This is a genomic window from Thermicanus aegyptius DSM 12793, from assembly GCF_000510645.1.
GTDB lineage: Bacteria > Bacillota > Bacilli > Thermicanales > Thermicanaceae > Thermicanus > Thermicanus aegyptius.
In genome coordinates this window covers 1766540-1782551 of record NZ_KI783301.1, presented here as the reverse complement: position 1 = coordinate 1782551, position 16012 = coordinate 1766540, and the positions used below count along the sequence as shown (strand labels likewise).

Genomic DNA, 16012 nt, shown 5'->3' with positions numbered 1-16012 from the left:
AAGATATCTATCAGTTTTTTAAAAACGGTTCTCTTTTGCGGGAGTGGGTGGGGGAGATCGAGCGGGAAATTGCCCCATTATGGAAGGAAATAGATCGGCGAACTGAGGTGCATCAGTATCGTCTCCTCAAAGCATTTCAAGAGGCGCGGGTTTCTACTTTTCATTTTACTCCCTCCACCGGGTACGGGTATGGTGATGCAGGGAGAGAGAAACTGGAAGAAGTATATGCCGCTGTCTTTGGGGGAGAGAAGGCTCTCGTTCGTCCTCAAATCCTATCGGGTACCCATGCGATCGCCATTGCCCTTTTTGGACTCTTAAGACCCGGTGACGAGCTGCTCTACATTACCGGCAAGCCTTACGATACATTGGAAGAAGTGATCGGTTCGAGGGGAGTCAATATGGGATCCTTGCAGGAGTGGGGGGTGACCTATAAGGCAATTCCCCTCACTCCTGACGGAGCCTTAAACTGGGATGAAATTGCTGCCTCCATCACCCCGCGTACGAAGGTGGTTGCACTTCAGCGATCGCGGGGATACGAAGAGAGACCTTCCATATCGATAGAAGAAATAGGTGAAGCTGTCCGGTTTGTAAAAAAAATGAAGCGGGATCTCTTTTTTTTCGTCGACAATTGTTACGGAGAATTTGTGGAAGAGAGGGAACCCACCCATGTAGGGGCCGATCTCATCGCCGGCTCCCTCATCAAAAATCCCGGAGGGGGAATCGTAAAGAGCGGTGGCTATCTGGTGGGTAGCGAAGAGGCGATACGGCTTGCTTCTTACCGCTTTGGGGCTCCAGGGATTGGGGCGGAGGGGGGGGCTACCTTGTACAGCCTCCATGAAATGTTTCAAGGCTTTTTTCTAGCCCCCCACATTGTGGGAGAGGCACTAAAGGGGGCGGTGTTTACCGCCGCGCTCCTTGAAAAAATAGGTTTCTCTGTTAACCCTCGATGGAATCAATCTCGCACCGATCTGGTGCAATCGATAGAACTGGGAGATCCTGATACCCTAATCACCTTCTGCCAAGCGATCCAATCGGCTTCGCCGGTGGACTCCTTCGTTAAACCTGTGCCTAACCCTATGCCGGGGTACGAGGATCGTGTCATCATGGCGGCCGGAACGTTTATCCAGGGTTCCAGCATTGAACTCACGGCAGACGGCCCATTACGTCCTCCTTATACAGGATATGTTCAAGGGGGATTAACCTTTGCCCACGTGAAAGTAGCCGTTCTGACAGCGGTAGATCGACTACTGGAAAAAAGAATGGTAAAGTGTTAAATTATATAACATATATTGACACCAAATGTTATCAAGAATAGAATAGAAATGTACCCTATTAGGAAGGAGGGAATGGATTGAACGACCAGTTCCGTAGGACCCAACCCTTGTTTCCGATCGGCATCGTGACACAGCTCACTCAACTCAGCGCCAGGCAAATCCGATATTATGAAGAACAAGAGCTGATCACTCCCCAGAGAAATAAAGGGAAACAACGCCTTTTCTCATTTAACGATGTGGAACGTCTTCTGGAGATAAAGTCACTCATTGACCAGGGCTTAAATATTGCAGGTATTAAACAGGTTCTTAAATTAAAGGAAGAAAATGAAACCCTAGAAATGGATAAAGAGGATCAGAGAGGAAAAATAAAAGGGGAAGAGAAGGAGCTATCGGAAAAAGAGCTTCTCAAAATGCTTCGGGATCAATTGTTTGCAGAAGGCCCCGCTAACCGAGACCTTTTGATCCGAGGTGAATTGTCCCGTTTTTTTCACTAAAGGAGAGAACCATACGATAAAAAGAAAAAAATAAGGAGAGGGAATTCCTGCTTTCGGGCAGTTTCCAAATAGATTGAGTATAGGAGTAGGAGGGGGACCATGAGTCGTTTTACAAAGGAAGAAATTTTACAAATTGCAGATGAGAAGGATGTGAAGTTTATTCGGCTTCAGTTTACCGACCTGTTCGGTACCATTAAAAATGTTGAGATTCCACGAAGCCAATTGGAAAAAGCTTTAGACAACAAGATCATGTTTGACGGATCTTCCATCGAGGGTTTTGTGCGCATCGAAGAATCGGATATGTACCTTTATCCAGATCTGGACACCTGGTTAATTCTTCCTTGGTCCTTTGAAGAAGGGAAAATCGCCCGCCTCATCTGTGATGTGTACATGCCGGATGGGACTCCATTTTCCGGTGATCCCCGGGGAATTTTGAAAAGGGTGCTAAAGGAAGCGGAGGAGATGGGGTTCACCGCATTTAATGTAGGCCCTGAACCCGAGTTCTTTTTATTTAAAACAAACGCCGATGGGGAAGCGACCCTTGATTTAAATGACCAAGGGGGGTATTTTGATTTAGCGCCTGTTGATCTCGGAGAGAATTGCCGACGGGATATCGTCTTAACCCTTGAGGAGATGGGCTTTGAGATCGAAGCCTCCCACCATGAAGTAGCTCCAGGACAACATGAGATTGACTTCAAGTATGCCAATGCCGTAACGACAGCCGACAATATCCAAACCTTTAAGCTTGTTGTAAAATCGGTTGCCCGCAAACATAACCTTCATGCTACCTTTATGCCTAAACCCCTTCATGGGATTAATGGATCCGGCATGCACTGCCATGTTTCTTTGTTTAGGGGGAAGGAAAATGCCTTCTATAACGAGAAAGACCCTCTAGGATTGTCGGAGACCGCTTATCAGTTTATGGCCGGCCTTTTAGCTCATGCCCGAAATTTTGCAGCCATCACCAATCCGACGGTGAACTCATATAAACGGCTCGTTCCCGGCTATGAAGCCCCTGTTTACGTCGCATGGTCATCCAAAAACAGAAGTCCCATGATTCGGATTCCTGCAGCCAGGGGATTAAGCACTCGCCTTGAGGTTAGAAATCCTGATCCCTCCACGAATCCCTATCTTGCGTTGGCCGTTCTTTTAAAAGCGGGGTTGGATGGCATAAAGAATAAGATGACCCCACCTAAGTCAACCGATCGGAACATTTATAAGATGGGTGATATGGAACGGATCGAGGCAGGGATCGAAACGCTCCCCGCAGATTTAAAAGAGGCGATTGAAAACCTGAAGTCGGATGAGATTTTATGCGCCGCTTTGGGTGATCATGCCTTAACCCATTTCGTAGAGGCAAAAGAGATTGAGTGGGATATTTATCGGACCCAAGTCCATCAATGGGAACGGGATCAATACATTCATTCCTATTAATTGCTTGTGAACGGAACGAAAAGGCTCTATGGGAAAATTCCCATAGAGCCTTTTCCTATTCTTCCTAATGACCGAGAGAATGCTGCCTTCACAAGCGAAAGAAGGGGGGCTTTTTATTCGATTTTACGATATAAACCGATCACTTTGCCTAAAATGGTAGCGTTGGAAAGGATAATCGGTTCCAAACGGGAATTTTCCGGTTGCAGGCGGATGTGATCTTTTTCTCTAAAAAAGCGCTTTATCGTTGCCTCATTTTCATCGGTCATGGCGACCACAATCTCTCCATTGTTGGCATATTCTTGCTGACGCACGATCACATAATCCCCATCCAATATGCCCGCTTCAATCATGCTGTCCCCTTCAACCAGCAGCATGAAGACTTGTTCGTCACCTACCATGGAGAGGGGAAGGGGGAAATATTCTTCGATATTTTCGACAGCGGTAATGGGGACACCGGCGGTCACTTTTCCAACGATCGGGACATGCGCGATCGGGTAAAACTCTTTTTTCCGATCTCCGTCCAGGATCTCAATCGCACGCGGTTTCGTGGGATCGCGGCGAATCAATCCTTTTTTCTCCAACCTCGTCAGATGTCCGTGAACCGTGGAACTGGAAGCAAGGCCTACGGCGTCTCCGATCTCCCGTACAGAGGGTGGGTATCCCTTCGTTTGTACCTCTTTTTTGATAAACTCTAAAATTTCCCGCTGTCGACTGGATAACTTCTTCACGTTAACCACCCCATCCTCGTAAACTTTTGAGTTTATTATATCATCCTAATTCCTATAAAACAAACAAAAGTTCCGTAACACGTGTTCCTTAATCATAAAAAGTGGAAAATGATTTTCTTTTTTTCCCTGTTGACAAGAAGAATAGAACAAGGTATTATCAATAAGCGTTAGGAATTGAATAGTTGTGATGATCTTATCACGAGAGGTGGAGGGACTGGCCCTATGAAACCCGGCAACCGGCAGATTCCTAGCTTCTGCAATGGTGCCAATTCCTGCAGAACATGCTGTTCTGGCAGATAAGAGAAGTAGAAACAACCCCCTTTCTGCTTATCTGCAGAAAGGTTTTTTTGTATCATCTGATCGCAACCTTTATTTTTGGGGATGCGGAAATCGATGGGTGTCGGGTTACGTTGGGAGTCACATTATGGAACACTGGTAAAATAGGAGCGTAATTTCATGATTCGTTTAGAAAATGTATCAAAGCAATTTCCTCTAAAAAAAGGGGATGGAATCATCGCCTTGGATCAAATCAACCTGGAGATCGATCCGGGTGAAATCTTTGGGATTATCGGCTACAGCGGCGCAGGTAAGAGCACGTTAATTCGCATGCTTAACCTATTGGAAAAACCCTCACAGGGGAAAATATGGATAAACGGCGAAGAGATGCTCTCCCTCTCCGATAAAGAACTGCGGAAGCGACGAGAAAAGATCGGCATGATTTTTCAACATTTTAACCTGCTTTGGTCCAGAACGGTCTACGGCAATATCGCCTTCCCCCTCGAAATTGCAGGCTGGCCTAAGGAGAAGATTGGAAAACGCGTTAAGGAACTTTTGCATTTGGTCGGACTTGAGGATAAAGAACATGTTTATCCGTCCCAACTGAGTGGAGGGCAAAAACAGAGGGTAGGTATTGCCCGGGCCCTAGCTAATGAACCAAACCTTCTTCTTTCCGATGAAGCCACTTCTGCTTTGGATCCGAAAACCACCGATTCGATTCTGGAACTCTTGCAGAAGATCAATCGAGAATTGGGGATCACCATTGTTCTCATCACCCATGAAATGCATGTGGTACAGAAGATCTGCCATCGCGTGGCCGTCTTAGAAAAAGGCCGCATCGTGGAAAAGGGGACGGTTCTTGAAGTGTTTAGCAATCCTAAAGCCGACATAACGAAGGAATTTGTTCAACAGGTGATGGACTTACATCAGTGGGAAGAAGTTCTCTCCCCTAATCATCGAAAGAGGATCATCCAATGTTCCTTTTTGGGGGAAAATGCGCAGCAGCCGATTATAAGTCAAATGATTAAACGATTTGACATTGATGTGAACATTTTGCAAGGGAAAATCAACCGCATTCAACAAACCTCTTACGGCTCTCTTATCCTTGAACTTTCCGGTGATGCGAAGGAACAGGAGAGGGCGATTCAATATCTAAGGGACCACCATATTCGGGTAGAACATATGGATGGAGAGGAGGTGGGGAAAGATGAGTTTTGAACACGTTATTGCCAATTATCCGGCCATTCTTTGGGCTACATTAGAAACCCTCTACATGGTCGGTCTCTCCCTCTTCTTTTCCACCTTGTTGGGCATACCCATCGGTGTCATTCTTATCATCACAAGCCCGGGGCATCTCTCTCCAAATCCTTATTTGTACAAAATGGTTGGAACGTTGGTGAATATTTTCCGGTCCGTTCCTTATATCGTACTCATTCTTTGGACCATACCTGTTTCCAGAGCCCTCATCGGCAGTTCATTCGGTCCCAATGCCGCCATATTATCCTTGATTGCAGGATCAGCTCCCTTCGTGGGAAGATTGGTGGAAAGCGCCATGAGAGAAGTGGATCGGGGTGTGATTGAAGCGGCGCAGGCGATGGGGGCAAATCGCTGGCAAATCATCTTAAAGGTTCTCCTTCCTGAGAGCCTCCCGGGGATTATTTCAGGGATTACCGTTACGGCCGTAGGCCTTGTCGGCTATTCCGCCATGGCGGGTTTGGTAGCGGGGGGAGGGTTAGGAAGTATGGCCTGGAATTTAGGCTATAATTCCTTCCAAAACGATACACTCCTCGTTACCACCGTTCTACTTATTTTGATCGTCCAACTAACGCAGTCCATTGGAGACCGCTTAGTTCGTGCGATAGATAAAAGATAAGAAAGAGAGGGGCAAGAATGAAAAAAATCGTCTTTTTTCTAACTGCAATTTTCCTCGTGATTTCGTTAACCGCCTGTGGCGGAACCGGTGGAAACGGAGGAAATGTCCTTAAGGTAGGGGCCACACCCGTCCCCCATGCAGAAATCCTCAATGACGTGGTAAAGCCTGAACTGGCCAAGCAAGGGATTACCTTGGAGGTTGTAACCTTCCAAGACTATCAACTTCCCAACACACAGCTGGCGGAGAAGCAACTGGACGCCAACTATTTCCAGCATCTTCCCTTCCTGGAGACAACAAACAAGGAGAAAGGGTATACCCTCGTTCCTGTAGCAGGGGTTCACATTGAACCGGTCGGCGTCTATTCCAATAAAGAGAAGAAATACACTTCCATCGATCAAGTGCCTGATGGAGCCACCATCGCCGTGACCAACGACCCGTCAAACTTAGGGCGCTTCTTGGCCCTTTTGGAGAAAAACGGCCTCATCAAACTGAAAGAGGGAGTAGGAACCAATGGTACACTTCAGGATATCGCAGAGAATCCGAAGAATTATAATTTCCTCTCCATGGATCCTCCCCTCCTTCCCCGGGCCATTGAAGATCCGAAGGTGGATATTGCGGTGATCAACACCAACTTCGCCCTTCAAGCAGGCCTCAATCCGTTAAAAGATGCTTTAATTTTAGAAGATAAGGATTCTCCCTATGTGAATATTCTCGTAACCCGTACCGACAACAAGGATGATCCAAAGATCAAAAAATTGGCGGAGGTTTTAACTTCCGATGCGGTAAAGAACTACATCGAGGAGAAATATAAAGGAGCAATTGTACCGGCCCAGAAACTCTTTTAGAAACTTTTTCTTCGCGACCATGAAGCACGATCATTCAATGTATCGTTCTCCAACAATAGAGCTCTCTTCATGGGGGCTCTATTTTATTCCAAGAGTAACCTTCCCGCATTGGCTTGAAGTAGGAATCGATGTATAATAGAAGACGAAAATGGGGTAAGGGAGGATTTCCATGAATTATCGCAGATTAGGAAAAACAGGCCTTAAAGTGAGTGAAATCAGCCTTGGCAGTTGGCTAACCTACGGGAGTACGGTTGAAAAAGAGACGGCGACCGCCACCATACATAGGGCATACGAACTGGGGATCAACTTCTTCGATACGGCCAATGTCTATGCCGGGGGAGAGGCGGAAAAGGTCGTCGGAGAAGCCCTAAAGGCATTTCCCAGGGAGTCCTATGTCCTTGCCACCAAGGTATTTTGGCCGATGGGCGATGGAGTGAATGACCGAGGTCTTTCCCGCAAGCATGTGATGGAACAAGCCCACGCCAGCCTGAAGCGCTTAGGGGTAGATTATGTCGATATCTATTACTGTCACCGTTATGATCCGGAAACCCCCGTTTATGAAACCATGCGGGCTTTTGACGACCTCGTCCGTCAGGGAAAGGTGCTTTATATTGGCGTCAGTGAATGGACCGCCGAACAGATCCGGGAGGCATTACACATTGCCGACCGCTATCTCCTCGATCGAATCGTGGTAAATCAACCCGTTTATAACATGCTGAATCGTTATATCGAGAAGGAGATCATTCCGCTGGGCATGAAGGAGGGTTTTGGTCAAGTCGTCTTCTCTCCCCTCGCTCAAGGAGTTCTTACCGGGAAATATAAGGTGGGAGAACCGATTCCCGAAGGAACGAGGGCGGCGGATCCGCGGATTAATACCTTTATCCAACGTTTCATGACGGAAGAGATGTTAAAGAAGGTGGATAAAATCAACAAGATCGCCAAGGAGATGGGAATCACCACCGCCCAACTCGCACTGGCTTGGATCTTGCGTCAGGAGAATGTGGCCAGCGCCCTGGTGGGAGCATCAAGGCCTTCTCAGATCGAAGAGAATGTGAAGGCTTCCGGTATCAAGCTTTCCCAAGAGGTATTGGATCAAATCGAAGAGATCTTGGCCTAATCGCACACCGTAACGTGTGGACTTGTGGTTGATTGATCCGGAAACCCGAGTAAATGATACCAAGGAAACCCTTATAAAGAAAAAGTTCGATCTCCTCACCGAGATCGAACTTTTTTTATGAACATATGAAAATCTTACTTCATTGGGGCAACGGAGTCGGCGGTTAACCATCACAGCGGCTAAAAGGGCCAAGAGTTCCTTAGACCGGAGTGATTTTCCGAGGATCGTGCACCCATCTTAAGATTTTCTTAAGAATGGATCGATAAGAAATAAAGGTTCTCCTGCTATGATCAAATCGAGAGGGAAACCTCGAATAAAAACCAAAGGAGGAATGAAAGATGAAAAAAGGAGCGGCAATGGTAACGGCCCTGGCACTCATTCTGGTGGTGGCCATTCCGGCTTTTGCCTGGGCGGCAGGACCTAACCATGGAAACGGAGTCGGATCTTTGGGGGGGAATCTCCTGGATACCTTCTCCAAACTTCTGGGTATGACACCGGCAGAAATCCAAGCAGAACGCATTCAGGGGAAATCGCTCGCTCAGATTGCTGAAGGGAAGGGGGTAACGGAGGAAAAACTAATCCAAGAGGCTATGGCTGCTCGAAAGGACCAGATTGACCAATGGGTGAAAGACGGGAAGATGACTCAAACACAAGCGGATTATATGCTCTCCCAGATGGAGACGAGGATAAAAGCAAGCGTCGAACGTACCACCGTGGGTAAGCCCGACTGGGCAGGAAAAAGTGGAAATGGCCAAGGTTTTGGCAAAGGAATGGATAGAGGTGCTGCCGGCGGAGGACTTCATGGAGCCGGAGGAGTTGGCCAGGGAAATGGCGGAGTTTGCCCTTATGTCCAGCAGGATAACGGATAAACCATACTTCAGATGAGCCATACTTGCAACGAAACATCGCCATATAGCCATGTAAAAAGGGCTTAAGATGGCAAGGAGAGCTCGATGCTCAAATGAGATCGGGCTTCCTGCCTTTCCATCGCTCTTCCTGGAATTTAGTTCAATTTTGGTAGAATGCTGGTTTTTATATTTTTCCACATCTCATCCGAAATAACCCCTAACCGCCAGAGGGCAATCCCATCGAGATCATATCGTTTCGCGACTCCAATCTTGGTCAACATACTTTCCGCGGTCTCGGTAGGTGCGGAGATTCCTAAGATGAGTTTATCGGAAGGCACATCTTTTTTAGCCATCTCCACCGCTTGGACGACCAGGTTGATGGGTTCCGGTTTCGTACCATAATCATACGCCATAACGATGATCTTATCGGCTATTTCCCCTAAAGTTTTATAATCATATCCCGGGTAGGCGCTGTTGGGGGCATGGAGGGTTAGTGTTAGGGTTTTGTCCATCGCTTTTAGCTCCTCCGCTAATAGGCGCACAAATTCCGAAAAACGATTTTGTACGCTTCTACGTTGCTCATCGGTATCTTTAAAACCTAAACCCTCAAAATCTAGGTTTATTCCATCAAATAACTTCGCTTCTGCCACAATCTGATTTACGACTCTCTCCATCGCGGTCTTATCGCCTAATAGAGAAGAGAGGGTGCCATCCCCGTCCGTTGCGTGAACTACCATCTCGGTTCTCAGGTGAAACTCGTTCGATGTTTCCAGGACTTTTTCCCACCCGTCCGGCCTTTGCCAACCGGTCTTGCTTTTGGTAAGTAGGTTTCCTTCCTTGTCGACGCTATACCAACCTAAAGCCAGTTCTCTGACGATGTCGGTGTTTCCGATACTTGTTTCGGGATAGGGTACGCTGAAAAGGTCGGTCCAACTGCTTGTTTCTTTATCTCCTAAAGCATAAAAACCTATCAGATTCATTTCTTTTGCAGGCGAGGTAATCTGTACCGTCTTACGAGCTCCATCCCATACGACGTCACAACGAAAGGCTTCGCTAAAAAACCGTACGGGAATGAGCGTCCTCCCATCAAGAAGAATCGGGGCGGTATCAAGAAGGATAGGGGTATCATTCCGATAGGCCGTTTTATTCCCAACCTGCAATCTGACCGAATTCATTCCATCGGTTGCGCTTACGGTCCGGGTCTTCTCATCCCAGCTTACGTTTATGTTTAATGCTTCGGCGATGGCCCGAAAAGGAACGAGTGTACGTTGATCTTGAATTATAGGAGGAGCATCAAAAGTTACGGGGAGCCCATCGATGAGGACTTTGATTTTCCCTTGTTCACTGCTCTCAGCCTGTGCAAAAGAGTTGGATACTATGAAAATGACTAGGGCAACGATCAGCGTAAGGCTATAAATCTTCTTTTTTGGTTTCATAGCGGTCATCTCCTAATCGATTCCTCTTCGAGAATTATATCATAATGGCCCCTCATGTCACTCGTGACATCATCAGATGATAAAAATGCCATTGCAGAGAAGTAAATGGGTTTTCCCAAGAGAGTGACTCGATCCTGAGAAGGTATTAGCGGTGGAAATGGGTCAAGGAAATAATCCCTCGTAATATGGAAACGATAGAACGTCAAATGATTACAATTCATACCCTATATGGTATGATAAATAAAAAGCTCCTTGCAGAGAAGGAGAATGGACATGGAGAAACTGCTGGTCGTAGATGATGAGATAAAAATCGTCGAGATGATCGAACAATATCTTCAAAGCGAAGGTTTTATCACCCTCGGAATTACGAAGAGCGAGGAAGTTTTAGAGAAGATCGACTCGTTTTCTCCCGATTTGATCATTCTCGACGTTCTTATGCCGGGAAAAAACGGTTTTGAAATCTTGAAGGAGATCAGAAAAAAAGGAGAACTCCCCGTTATTCTTTTAACGGCCAAATCGGAAGAAGTGGATAAAGTATTAGGCTTGGAAATTGGGGCGGACGACTACATTACCAAACCATTCAGCCTAAGGGAATTGGTGGCAAGAATTCGGGTTGTGTTAAGAAGGTTGAAGAAAGGGGAGAAGGAAGTCCAAGAGCCAGCCCTTGTTTATAACCATTTAACCCTTTATACGGAAAGGATGGAGGTGGAGAAAGAAGGGAAGAAAATCGCTTTAACGCCGACGGAATACAAGCTGCTGGAAATTCTGGCGCGTCATCCTAAAAGAGTTTTTACGCGGATGCAGCTCTTGGAGACCCTTGGAGAAGCGTATATGGGGTATGAGCGAGTCCTGGATACCCACATTAGCAATCTAAGAAGGAAGATCGAAGAGGATCCTTCTCATCCCCGGTATATTCTGACCGTCTATGGAGTCGGTTATAAATTTGGAGGGGATGGATAATGAAGCTGCAAAAAAAGCTCTTATTTTCTTTCGTCCTTATTGTTCTCCTTTCTGCCATCCTCTTTAGCCTGCTCTCCTACGGGTCTATCGATAAAAATCTCCTTCAGTATATGGGAGCGGTGCGGGAAAATCGATTAAATCAATATGAGCAACTTTTCAGGAATTATTACCTTACCAGAGGGAGCTGGGATGGGGTGGAATCCCTTCTCCAAGGAATGGCTGCGGAAGGAGGAAGAAGATGGGGGAGAGGAATAGGGATGGGGCGAAACGGGCCTCCTTCTTTCACTTCCGGAACTCCGGAGGAACTTCTTCTTTTATCCCCGGAAGGAGTGGTTATCGCAGATTCTACCTCCTCCCGGATCGGGGAAAAAATCTCCCCGGATACCTATAAAGGGCAAATTCGTCCCCTCTATGATGAGAAAGGAGAGAGAATCGGATTTATCCTTCTTGGTTTATCTCCCCAATCCGGTTACACTCGTTTAGAAAATTCTTTCCTGAAATCTGTAAATGAAGCGGTCTGGATCAGCGGTGGAATAGCCCTCGTTATTGCTATTCTTATTAGTCTCCTCATCTCTGTAGGTCTTACTCGCCCCTTAAAAAAATTAACGCAAGCCACCCAGGGTTTTGCTAAAGGAGATTGGTCAAAGAGAGTGAAGATCAAAAGCAACGATGAGATTGGAGCGTTGGCTCTCTCATTTAACCGGATGGCAGATCGTTTGGAGCAATTGGAGAAGGTGCGGAAAAACCTGATCGCTGATGTTGCTCATGAGCTGAGAACCCCTCTTTTCATACTGAGAGGGAACTTAGAATCGATGCTCATGAAGGGAGACCCGCCCAATGAAGAGCGGTTAGCGCTTCTCCACGACGAAACCGTACGTATGGCCCACATGGTAAATGATCTCCAAAATATTAGTTTAGCGGAGGCGGGGAAGCTCCCCCTGCACAAGGAAAAGGTAAATCTTATTTCCTTGGTGCAAAAGGTAGTTCAAATTTTTTCTGCTCAATTGGAAGAAAAGAAGATCTCCATACATCTTGATTTAGGAGAAGAGTTAACTTTCGTTTCCCTGGACCCCAAACGGATCGAGCAGGTCTTGGTAAATCTCATCGGCAACGGGATTCGGTATACTCCCAACGATGGGGTTATTGAAATTACAGGCAGAAGGGAAGGGGAGAGGATGATCATCTCCGTCCGTGATACAGGACCGGGCATTGCGCCGGATGATCTACCTTATCTCTTTGAACGTTTTTATAGGTCCGATAAAGGGAGATCCCGCACTGAAGGGGGGACGGGATTAGGATTAGCCATAGCCAAGGGATATGTGGAAGCCCACGGAGGTAGCATTCAGGCGGAAAACCATCCGGAAGGTGGGAGCATTTTTACAATCAGGATCCCGCTCGAAAGCGATAACGACCTATAGCTGTGTTTCAAACATCTCATTTTTCTTCATCTTGAGAAGTACTTTAGATTTGAGAAACTCAGATAAAACCCCACTTTGACCAATGTGTGTAGAGCATTTTTACGAACATGATAACCGCCGCGAAAACCATCTTGAAGCGTATCAATAAGCTTCATTTCAATATGCTTCATTTCAATTCAATATGCTTCTCAATATGCTTCATTCAATATGCTTCAGATGAGAATTTGGTTTCTCACCAAGGAGGAAAATAAAAACAAAGAAATAGGGAGATTTGGGCCAACCCCACAGCCGGGTTTTAAAACTCGATTTTCTTTTTTTCTACAACGTCCGATAATGTATATTATGTTAACTTATAATAAAAACTAAGCTACGAACGAAAAGCAGTTCCATTCCATGGAGAATGTTAGAGGAGAATGTTAGAGGAGAATGTTAGAGGAGAATGTTAGAGCCTGAGAACTGTTGATGACTCCCTGAAACAGAATCCCAGCAAGATCAGCACTTGTTGATGCCAAAGCCTTATAAATAATCATCTCTTTCAGATTCAGATCTAAATATCTATACATCTCTTTCAGCCACGTATAATCGTACCCATCAACGCCATTCATCGAAAGTTGATGAATCTTTTCATCGATATCTGCAACGTCTAGTTTGTCACTCAATTCATAAATGACCCATCGTTCATCTTCAAAGATCTTATTCTCTCTTAACTCCGCAAATTTGTACTTTTTCGAATTTATCTCCACTACATTTTGTTCATTCATCGTTTCTTCTTTTTGAAAGCCTTGAAGATATTTAACCGCAAGCTGATTCATATCGATTCCGGAATCGGAAAAATATAGATCAATTGATGACATAGAACCTTTTAGCTTCCCTGCTTCTTTAATACAGGAGATGCAAACATCCGAGTTTACCACCTCAAAAGTGGGTTTATAATTTTTTCGATTTGGGTCGGTAAATTGAGCCGAATCATTGATTAAGATGGTTAGTCCCATCTGTTTTAAACTTTTACCGAAAACAATATTTTCTTGAGTTTTGTCATCGACATCTTCATTCTGCACTTCCTTGCCAGTCTGAGGTAAAGAGCTGCACCCCCCGGATATCAATAAAATCCCTATCAAAAAAAGGATATAATAACACGAAAAAGCCATTTTATGAAAACTTTTTCTATCCAATATCGGTTTACCTCCTGTTTTTAAAGTAATAAAGGAGAGTTTTTTAAAGGTCTCAGAGTTTATCGCAAAAAGACTATACCAGCCAGTTTGAAAATCTCCATGATCAAAGAGACACTAGAAGCGATGATGAACTTTGTAGAGTCGTCAACGTCTAAAACAAAAGGAGCTTCTGCAAAAACACTGGTGAAAGACTATAAGAAAACCAATGTCAGAGATAAAGTATAAAAACTCGCTTCAGAATTTTAAAACCTCCTCTTTAAAGATTTAATCACTTGCAACTTCATAGCGCTACTTCCAATGTCGTTACTTCCCAATGTTTCATATTGGCAGAAAAACTTTTACTAACTACTCTCCAATTTCACTATAATCTGGGATGGACCTAATGTAAAGAATTATTATTCACTTTTTGCAGTATATTGAAGCACAGCTGCTAAAATCGGACGATCCGGAGGATTTACCCATTTAAAATCGATCTCATCTTTTCTGAAGAACCTTAAATCTTTGGTCTCTTCATCATCATTGACTGGATTTCCTGTAAAATCTCTGCAAAGATATACGGCTGACACGATGTATACTTCGTCGCCGTTGGGATATGTGTAATGAAGCTCTTCTCCGGAAAAAACGTTAAAAAGCTCTAACGAGCGGGCGGTAAGGCCCGTTTCTTCCAACAGTTCCCTTTTGGCCGCCTCTTCTAAGGTCTCCCCAAGTTCCAAGGCGCCTCCGGGGAGCCCCCACATATCATTGTCGACTCGCTGTTGCAGGAGGATCTTCTCCTCTTCATCCATAACGGCTACTCCTGCAGCTGCCATGATGAGCGGACGTTTTCCCACCCATTTCCGTAATTCCATGATATATCCCAACGTTGCACAGCTCCTCTCCATTTACTTTTTACTTTCCGCATAATGTCATAGACTTCATCTCAAAGCAAAAGATGAGACCCAAAAAACGGTTCCTTTTAACTCCTTCCCTTGCAAAAACCATAAAACTTCTATCCGGTGTCTCAAAATATGGGACTTCAGGTCGAACCTAGAATGCACCTTTGTAATGTAAGGATTAGATTTTATCAATAGAACGTGCGTAAGATCTCCAACGTTCCACTTGTTTCTAGGTCGTATCCTTCCTGAGAAATCGAGCTGGGAATGAGGAGAGTGTCGCCGAAATGAAGGGAGATGGGTGCCTCTTTCTCCGTCCAGGATAATCTTCCTTCGCCGGAAGAGATGATCAAGATATCGGGATTTCCTTCTTTCCCCCCGCTGAGGCGCACCTTCTTTCCTCTCAACGTGATTTTTTCCATCACGAAGTAGGGGGAAGTAACCAGATGTTCGTGCAGGAAGCCTTCTTCATCACGAATCACCCTCCGGATAAGATCGGCATCTTCGTGTCCGCTCTCCTTTCCGTAGGTCATCACGGCGGCCGCTTTTTCCACATGCAATTCCCTTTTCTTTCCCCCTTGATCGACCCGATCCCAGTCGTACACCCGGTAGGTTACATCGGACGTCTGCTGCACCTCAATCAGTTGTGTGCCCGCCAAAAGGGCGTGAAGGGTGCCGGCAGGAACATACACCACATCCCCTGCTTTAACGTCCTTATATTTTAAATAATCCCGGATTCTTCCTTCCTCAACCGCTTTTAAATATTCTTCACGATTTTGAAATGTATCTCCAAAGATGATTTTTGCCCCTTTTTTTGCATTAAGAAAATACCATGCTTCCGTCTTGCCGTAATCTTTCTCCTCCCTTAACGCATAATCGTTATCCGGATGTACCTGGATCGAAAGATCATCCTCCACATCCAGAAATTTGATCAGGAGAGGAAATCGAGGTTGAGGTGAAGAGCCTAAAAATTCCTTCGGATATTCTTCCGTAAGGGATAATAAAGATTTTCCTTTCAACAAACCGTGGGTTACCACACTAGGGGAACTCGGATGCGCCGATAAGACCCAATACTCACCAATGGGTCCCTTCTCTTGAACGGAAAAAGACGTTTTTAGGCTCTCCCCGCCCCAAATACGGGCATGGGGAATGGGAGCGAACTTTACAGGATAAAGGTCCATGTTTCAACTTCCTTTCTTTCGAACGATGTGGCTAGTTTCCCACAAATGAGAGGGAATCCCTCTAATCCTATTCTACTAAACTCC

15 protein-coding genes and 1 riboswitch are annotated in these 16012 nt (G+C 45.6%); of the genes, 10 read left to right on the top strand and 5 right to left on the bottom strand.

Annotated features, from left to right (window positions below):
* Window positions 1-5 precede the first annotated feature (5 nt).
* The 3 genes from THEAE_RS0109545 to glnA all read left to right on the top strand — a co-directional run bounded on the left by THEAE_RS0109545 (window position 6) and on the right by glnA (window position 3202).
* Window positions 6-1274 (top strand): methionine gamma-lyase family protein, encoded by a 1269-nt coding sequence (locus THEAE_RS0109545; protein WP_028987286.1) that lies wholly within the window; start codon window positions 6-8, stop codon window positions 1272-1274.
* A gap of 77 nt (window positions 1275-1351) precedes the next feature.
* Window positions 1352-1768, top strand: coding sequence for a MerR family transcriptional regulator (locus THEAE_RS0109540; protein ID WP_005586511.1), 417 nt, complete (start codon window positions 1352-1354; stop codon window positions 1766-1768).
* A 99-nt stretch (window positions 1769-1867) separates the two neighbouring features.
* On the top strand, window positions 1868-3202 hold the full coding sequence (glnA, locus tag THEAE_RS0109535) for a type I glutamate--ammonia ligase (protein WP_005586514.1): 1335 nt from the start codon (window positions 1868-1870) through the stop codon (window positions 3200-3202).
* 113 nt (window positions 3203-3315) lie between these two features.
* Here glnA and lexA read toward each other — a convergent pair whose 3' ends face one another.
* Window positions 3316-3930: a transcriptional repressor LexA gene (gene lexA / locus THEAE_RS0109530; protein WP_028987285.1), complete on the bottom strand. Its 615-nt coding sequence runs from the start codon at window positions 3928-3930 to the stop codon at window positions 3316-3318.
* Between the two features lie 190 nt (window positions 3931-4120).
* A riboswitch (SAM riboswitch) is annotated at window positions 4121-4233 on the top strand.
* A 153-nt stretch (window positions 4234-4386) separates the two neighbouring features.
* Here lexA and THEAE_RS0109525 point away from each other — a divergent pair.
* The 5 genes from THEAE_RS0109525 (at window position 4387) to THEAE_RS22020 (ending at window position 8910) form a co-directional block, all read left to right on the top strand.
* On the top strand, window positions 4387-5424 hold the full coding sequence (locus THEAE_RS0109525; protein ID WP_005586516.1) for a methionine ABC transporter ATP-binding protein: 1038 nt from the start codon (window positions 4387-4389) through the stop codon (window positions 5422-5424).
* The gene (locus THEAE_RS0109520; protein WP_005586517.1) at window positions 5414-6079 is read left to right on the top strand and encodes a methionine ABC transporter permease; all 666 of its coding nucleotides are present in this window, start codon (window positions 5414-5416) and stop codon (window positions 6077-6079) included. Before THEAE_RS0109525 ends, THEAE_RS0109520 begins: the two co-directional genes overlap by 11 nt.
* A 17-nt stretch (window positions 6080-6096) precedes the next feature.
* Window positions 6097-6924, top strand: coding sequence for a MetQ/NlpA family ABC transporter substrate-binding protein (locus tag THEAE_RS0109515; protein ID WP_028987284.1), 828 nt, complete (start codon window positions 6097-6099; stop codon window positions 6922-6924).
* Between the two features lie 169 nt (window positions 6925-7093).
* The gene (locus THEAE_RS0109510) at window positions 7094-8041 is read left to right on the top strand and encodes an aldo/keto reductase family protein (RefSeq protein ID WP_028987283.1); all 948 of its coding nucleotides are present in this window, start codon (window positions 7094-7096) and stop codon (window positions 8039-8041) included.
* A gap of 338 nt (window positions 8042-8379) precedes the next feature.
* Complete coding sequence (locus tag THEAE_RS22020) at window positions 8380-8910, top strand: hypothetical protein (RefSeq protein WP_005586520.1); 531 nt, start codon at window positions 8380-8382, stop codon at window positions 8908-8910.
* Window positions 8911-9044: 134 nt separating this feature from the next.
* Here THEAE_RS22020 and THEAE_RS0109495 read toward each other — a convergent pair whose 3' ends face one another.
* Window positions 9045-10325, bottom strand: coding sequence for a stalk domain-containing protein (locus tag THEAE_RS0109495; RefSeq protein WP_028987282.1), 1281 nt, complete (start codon window positions 10323-10325; stop codon window positions 9045-9047).
* 273 nt (window positions 10326-10598) lie between these two features.
* Between THEAE_RS0109495 and THEAE_RS0109490 the strand changes: the two genes are divergently transcribed.
* Together THEAE_RS0109490 and THEAE_RS22015 are read left to right on the top strand one after the other, a co-directional pair.
* Window positions 10599-11285 carry a response regulator transcription factor gene (locus THEAE_RS0109490; protein WP_005586524.1) on the top strand — a complete coding sequence of 229 codons (687 nt, stop codon included), beginning with the start codon at window positions 10599-10601 and terminating at the stop codon, window positions 11283-11285.
* A complete protein-coding gene (locus THEAE_RS22015; RefSeq protein ID WP_052329897.1) occupies window positions 11285-12703 on the top strand; it encodes a sensor histidine kinase in 1419 nt (472 codons plus the stop codon). The genes THEAE_RS0109490 and THEAE_RS22015 overlap by 1 nt, the downstream gene beginning before the upstream one ends.
* Window positions 12704-13119: 416 nt before the next feature.
* Here the strand turns inward: THEAE_RS22015 and THEAE_RS0109480 are convergent, their stop codons facing one another.
* The 3 genes from THEAE_RS0109480 to THEAE_RS0109470 form a co-directional block, all read right to left on the bottom strand.
* Window positions 13120-13875 carry a hypothetical protein gene (locus THEAE_RS0109480; protein ID WP_028987281.1) on the bottom strand — a complete coding sequence of 252 codons (756 nt, stop codon included), beginning with the start codon at window positions 13873-13875 and terminating at the stop codon, window positions 13120-13122.
* 395 nt (window positions 13876-14270) lie between these two features.
* Window positions 14271-14735, bottom strand: coding sequence for an NUDIX hydrolase (locus THEAE_RS0109475; RefSeq protein ID WP_005586529.1), 465 nt, complete (start codon window positions 14733-14735; stop codon window positions 14271-14273).
* A gap of 203 nt (window positions 14736-14938) precedes the next feature.
* On the bottom strand, window positions 14939-15928 hold the full coding sequence (locus THEAE_RS0109470; protein WP_028987280.1) for a type I phosphomannose isomerase catalytic subunit: 990 nt from the start codon (window positions 15926-15928) through the stop codon (window positions 14939-14941).
* Window positions 15929-16012 lie beyond the last annotated feature (84 nt).

Bases quoted from the DNA above. Each gene is read 5' to 3' on its own strand.
- glnA (WP_005586514.1), top strand. From the start codon at position 1,868: ATGAGTCGTTTTACAAAGGAAGAAATTTTACAAATTGCAGATGAGAAG.
- THEAE_RS0109525 (WP_005586516.1), top strand. From the start codon at position 4,387: ATGATTCGTTTAGAAAATGTATCAAAGCAATTTCCTCTAAAAAAAGGG.
- THEAE_RS0109520 (WP_005586517.1), top strand. From the start codon at position 5,414: ATGAGTTTTGAACACGTTATTGCCAATTATCCGGCCATTCTTTGGGCT.
- THEAE_RS0109515 (WP_028987284.1), top strand. From the start codon at position 6,097: ATGAAAAAAATCGTCTTTTTTCTAACTGCAATTTTCCTCGTGATTTCG.
- THEAE_RS0109510 (WP_028987283.1), top strand. From the start codon at position 7,094: ATGAATTATCGCAGATTAGGAAAAACAGGCCTTAAAGTGAGTGAAATC.
- THEAE_RS22020 (WP_005586520.1), top strand. From the start codon at position 8,380: ATGAAAAAAGGAGCGGCAATGGTAACGGCCCTGGCACTCATTCTGGTG.
- THEAE_RS0109495 (WP_028987282.1), bottom strand. From the start codon at position 10,325: ATGAAACCAAAAAAGAAGATTTATAGCCTTACGCTGATCGTTGCCCTA.
- THEAE_RS0109490 (WP_005586524.1), top strand. From the start codon at position 10,599: ATGGAGAAACTGCTGGTCGTAGATGATGAGATAAAAATCGTCGAGATG.
- THEAE_RS22015 (WP_052329897.1), top strand. From the start codon at position 11,285: ATGAAGCTGCAAAAAAAGCTCTTATTTTCTTTCGTCCTTATTGTTCTC.
- THEAE_RS0109470 (WP_028987280.1), bottom strand. From the start codon at position 15,928: ATGGACCTTTATCCTGTAAAGTTCGCTCCCATTCCCCATGCCCGTATT.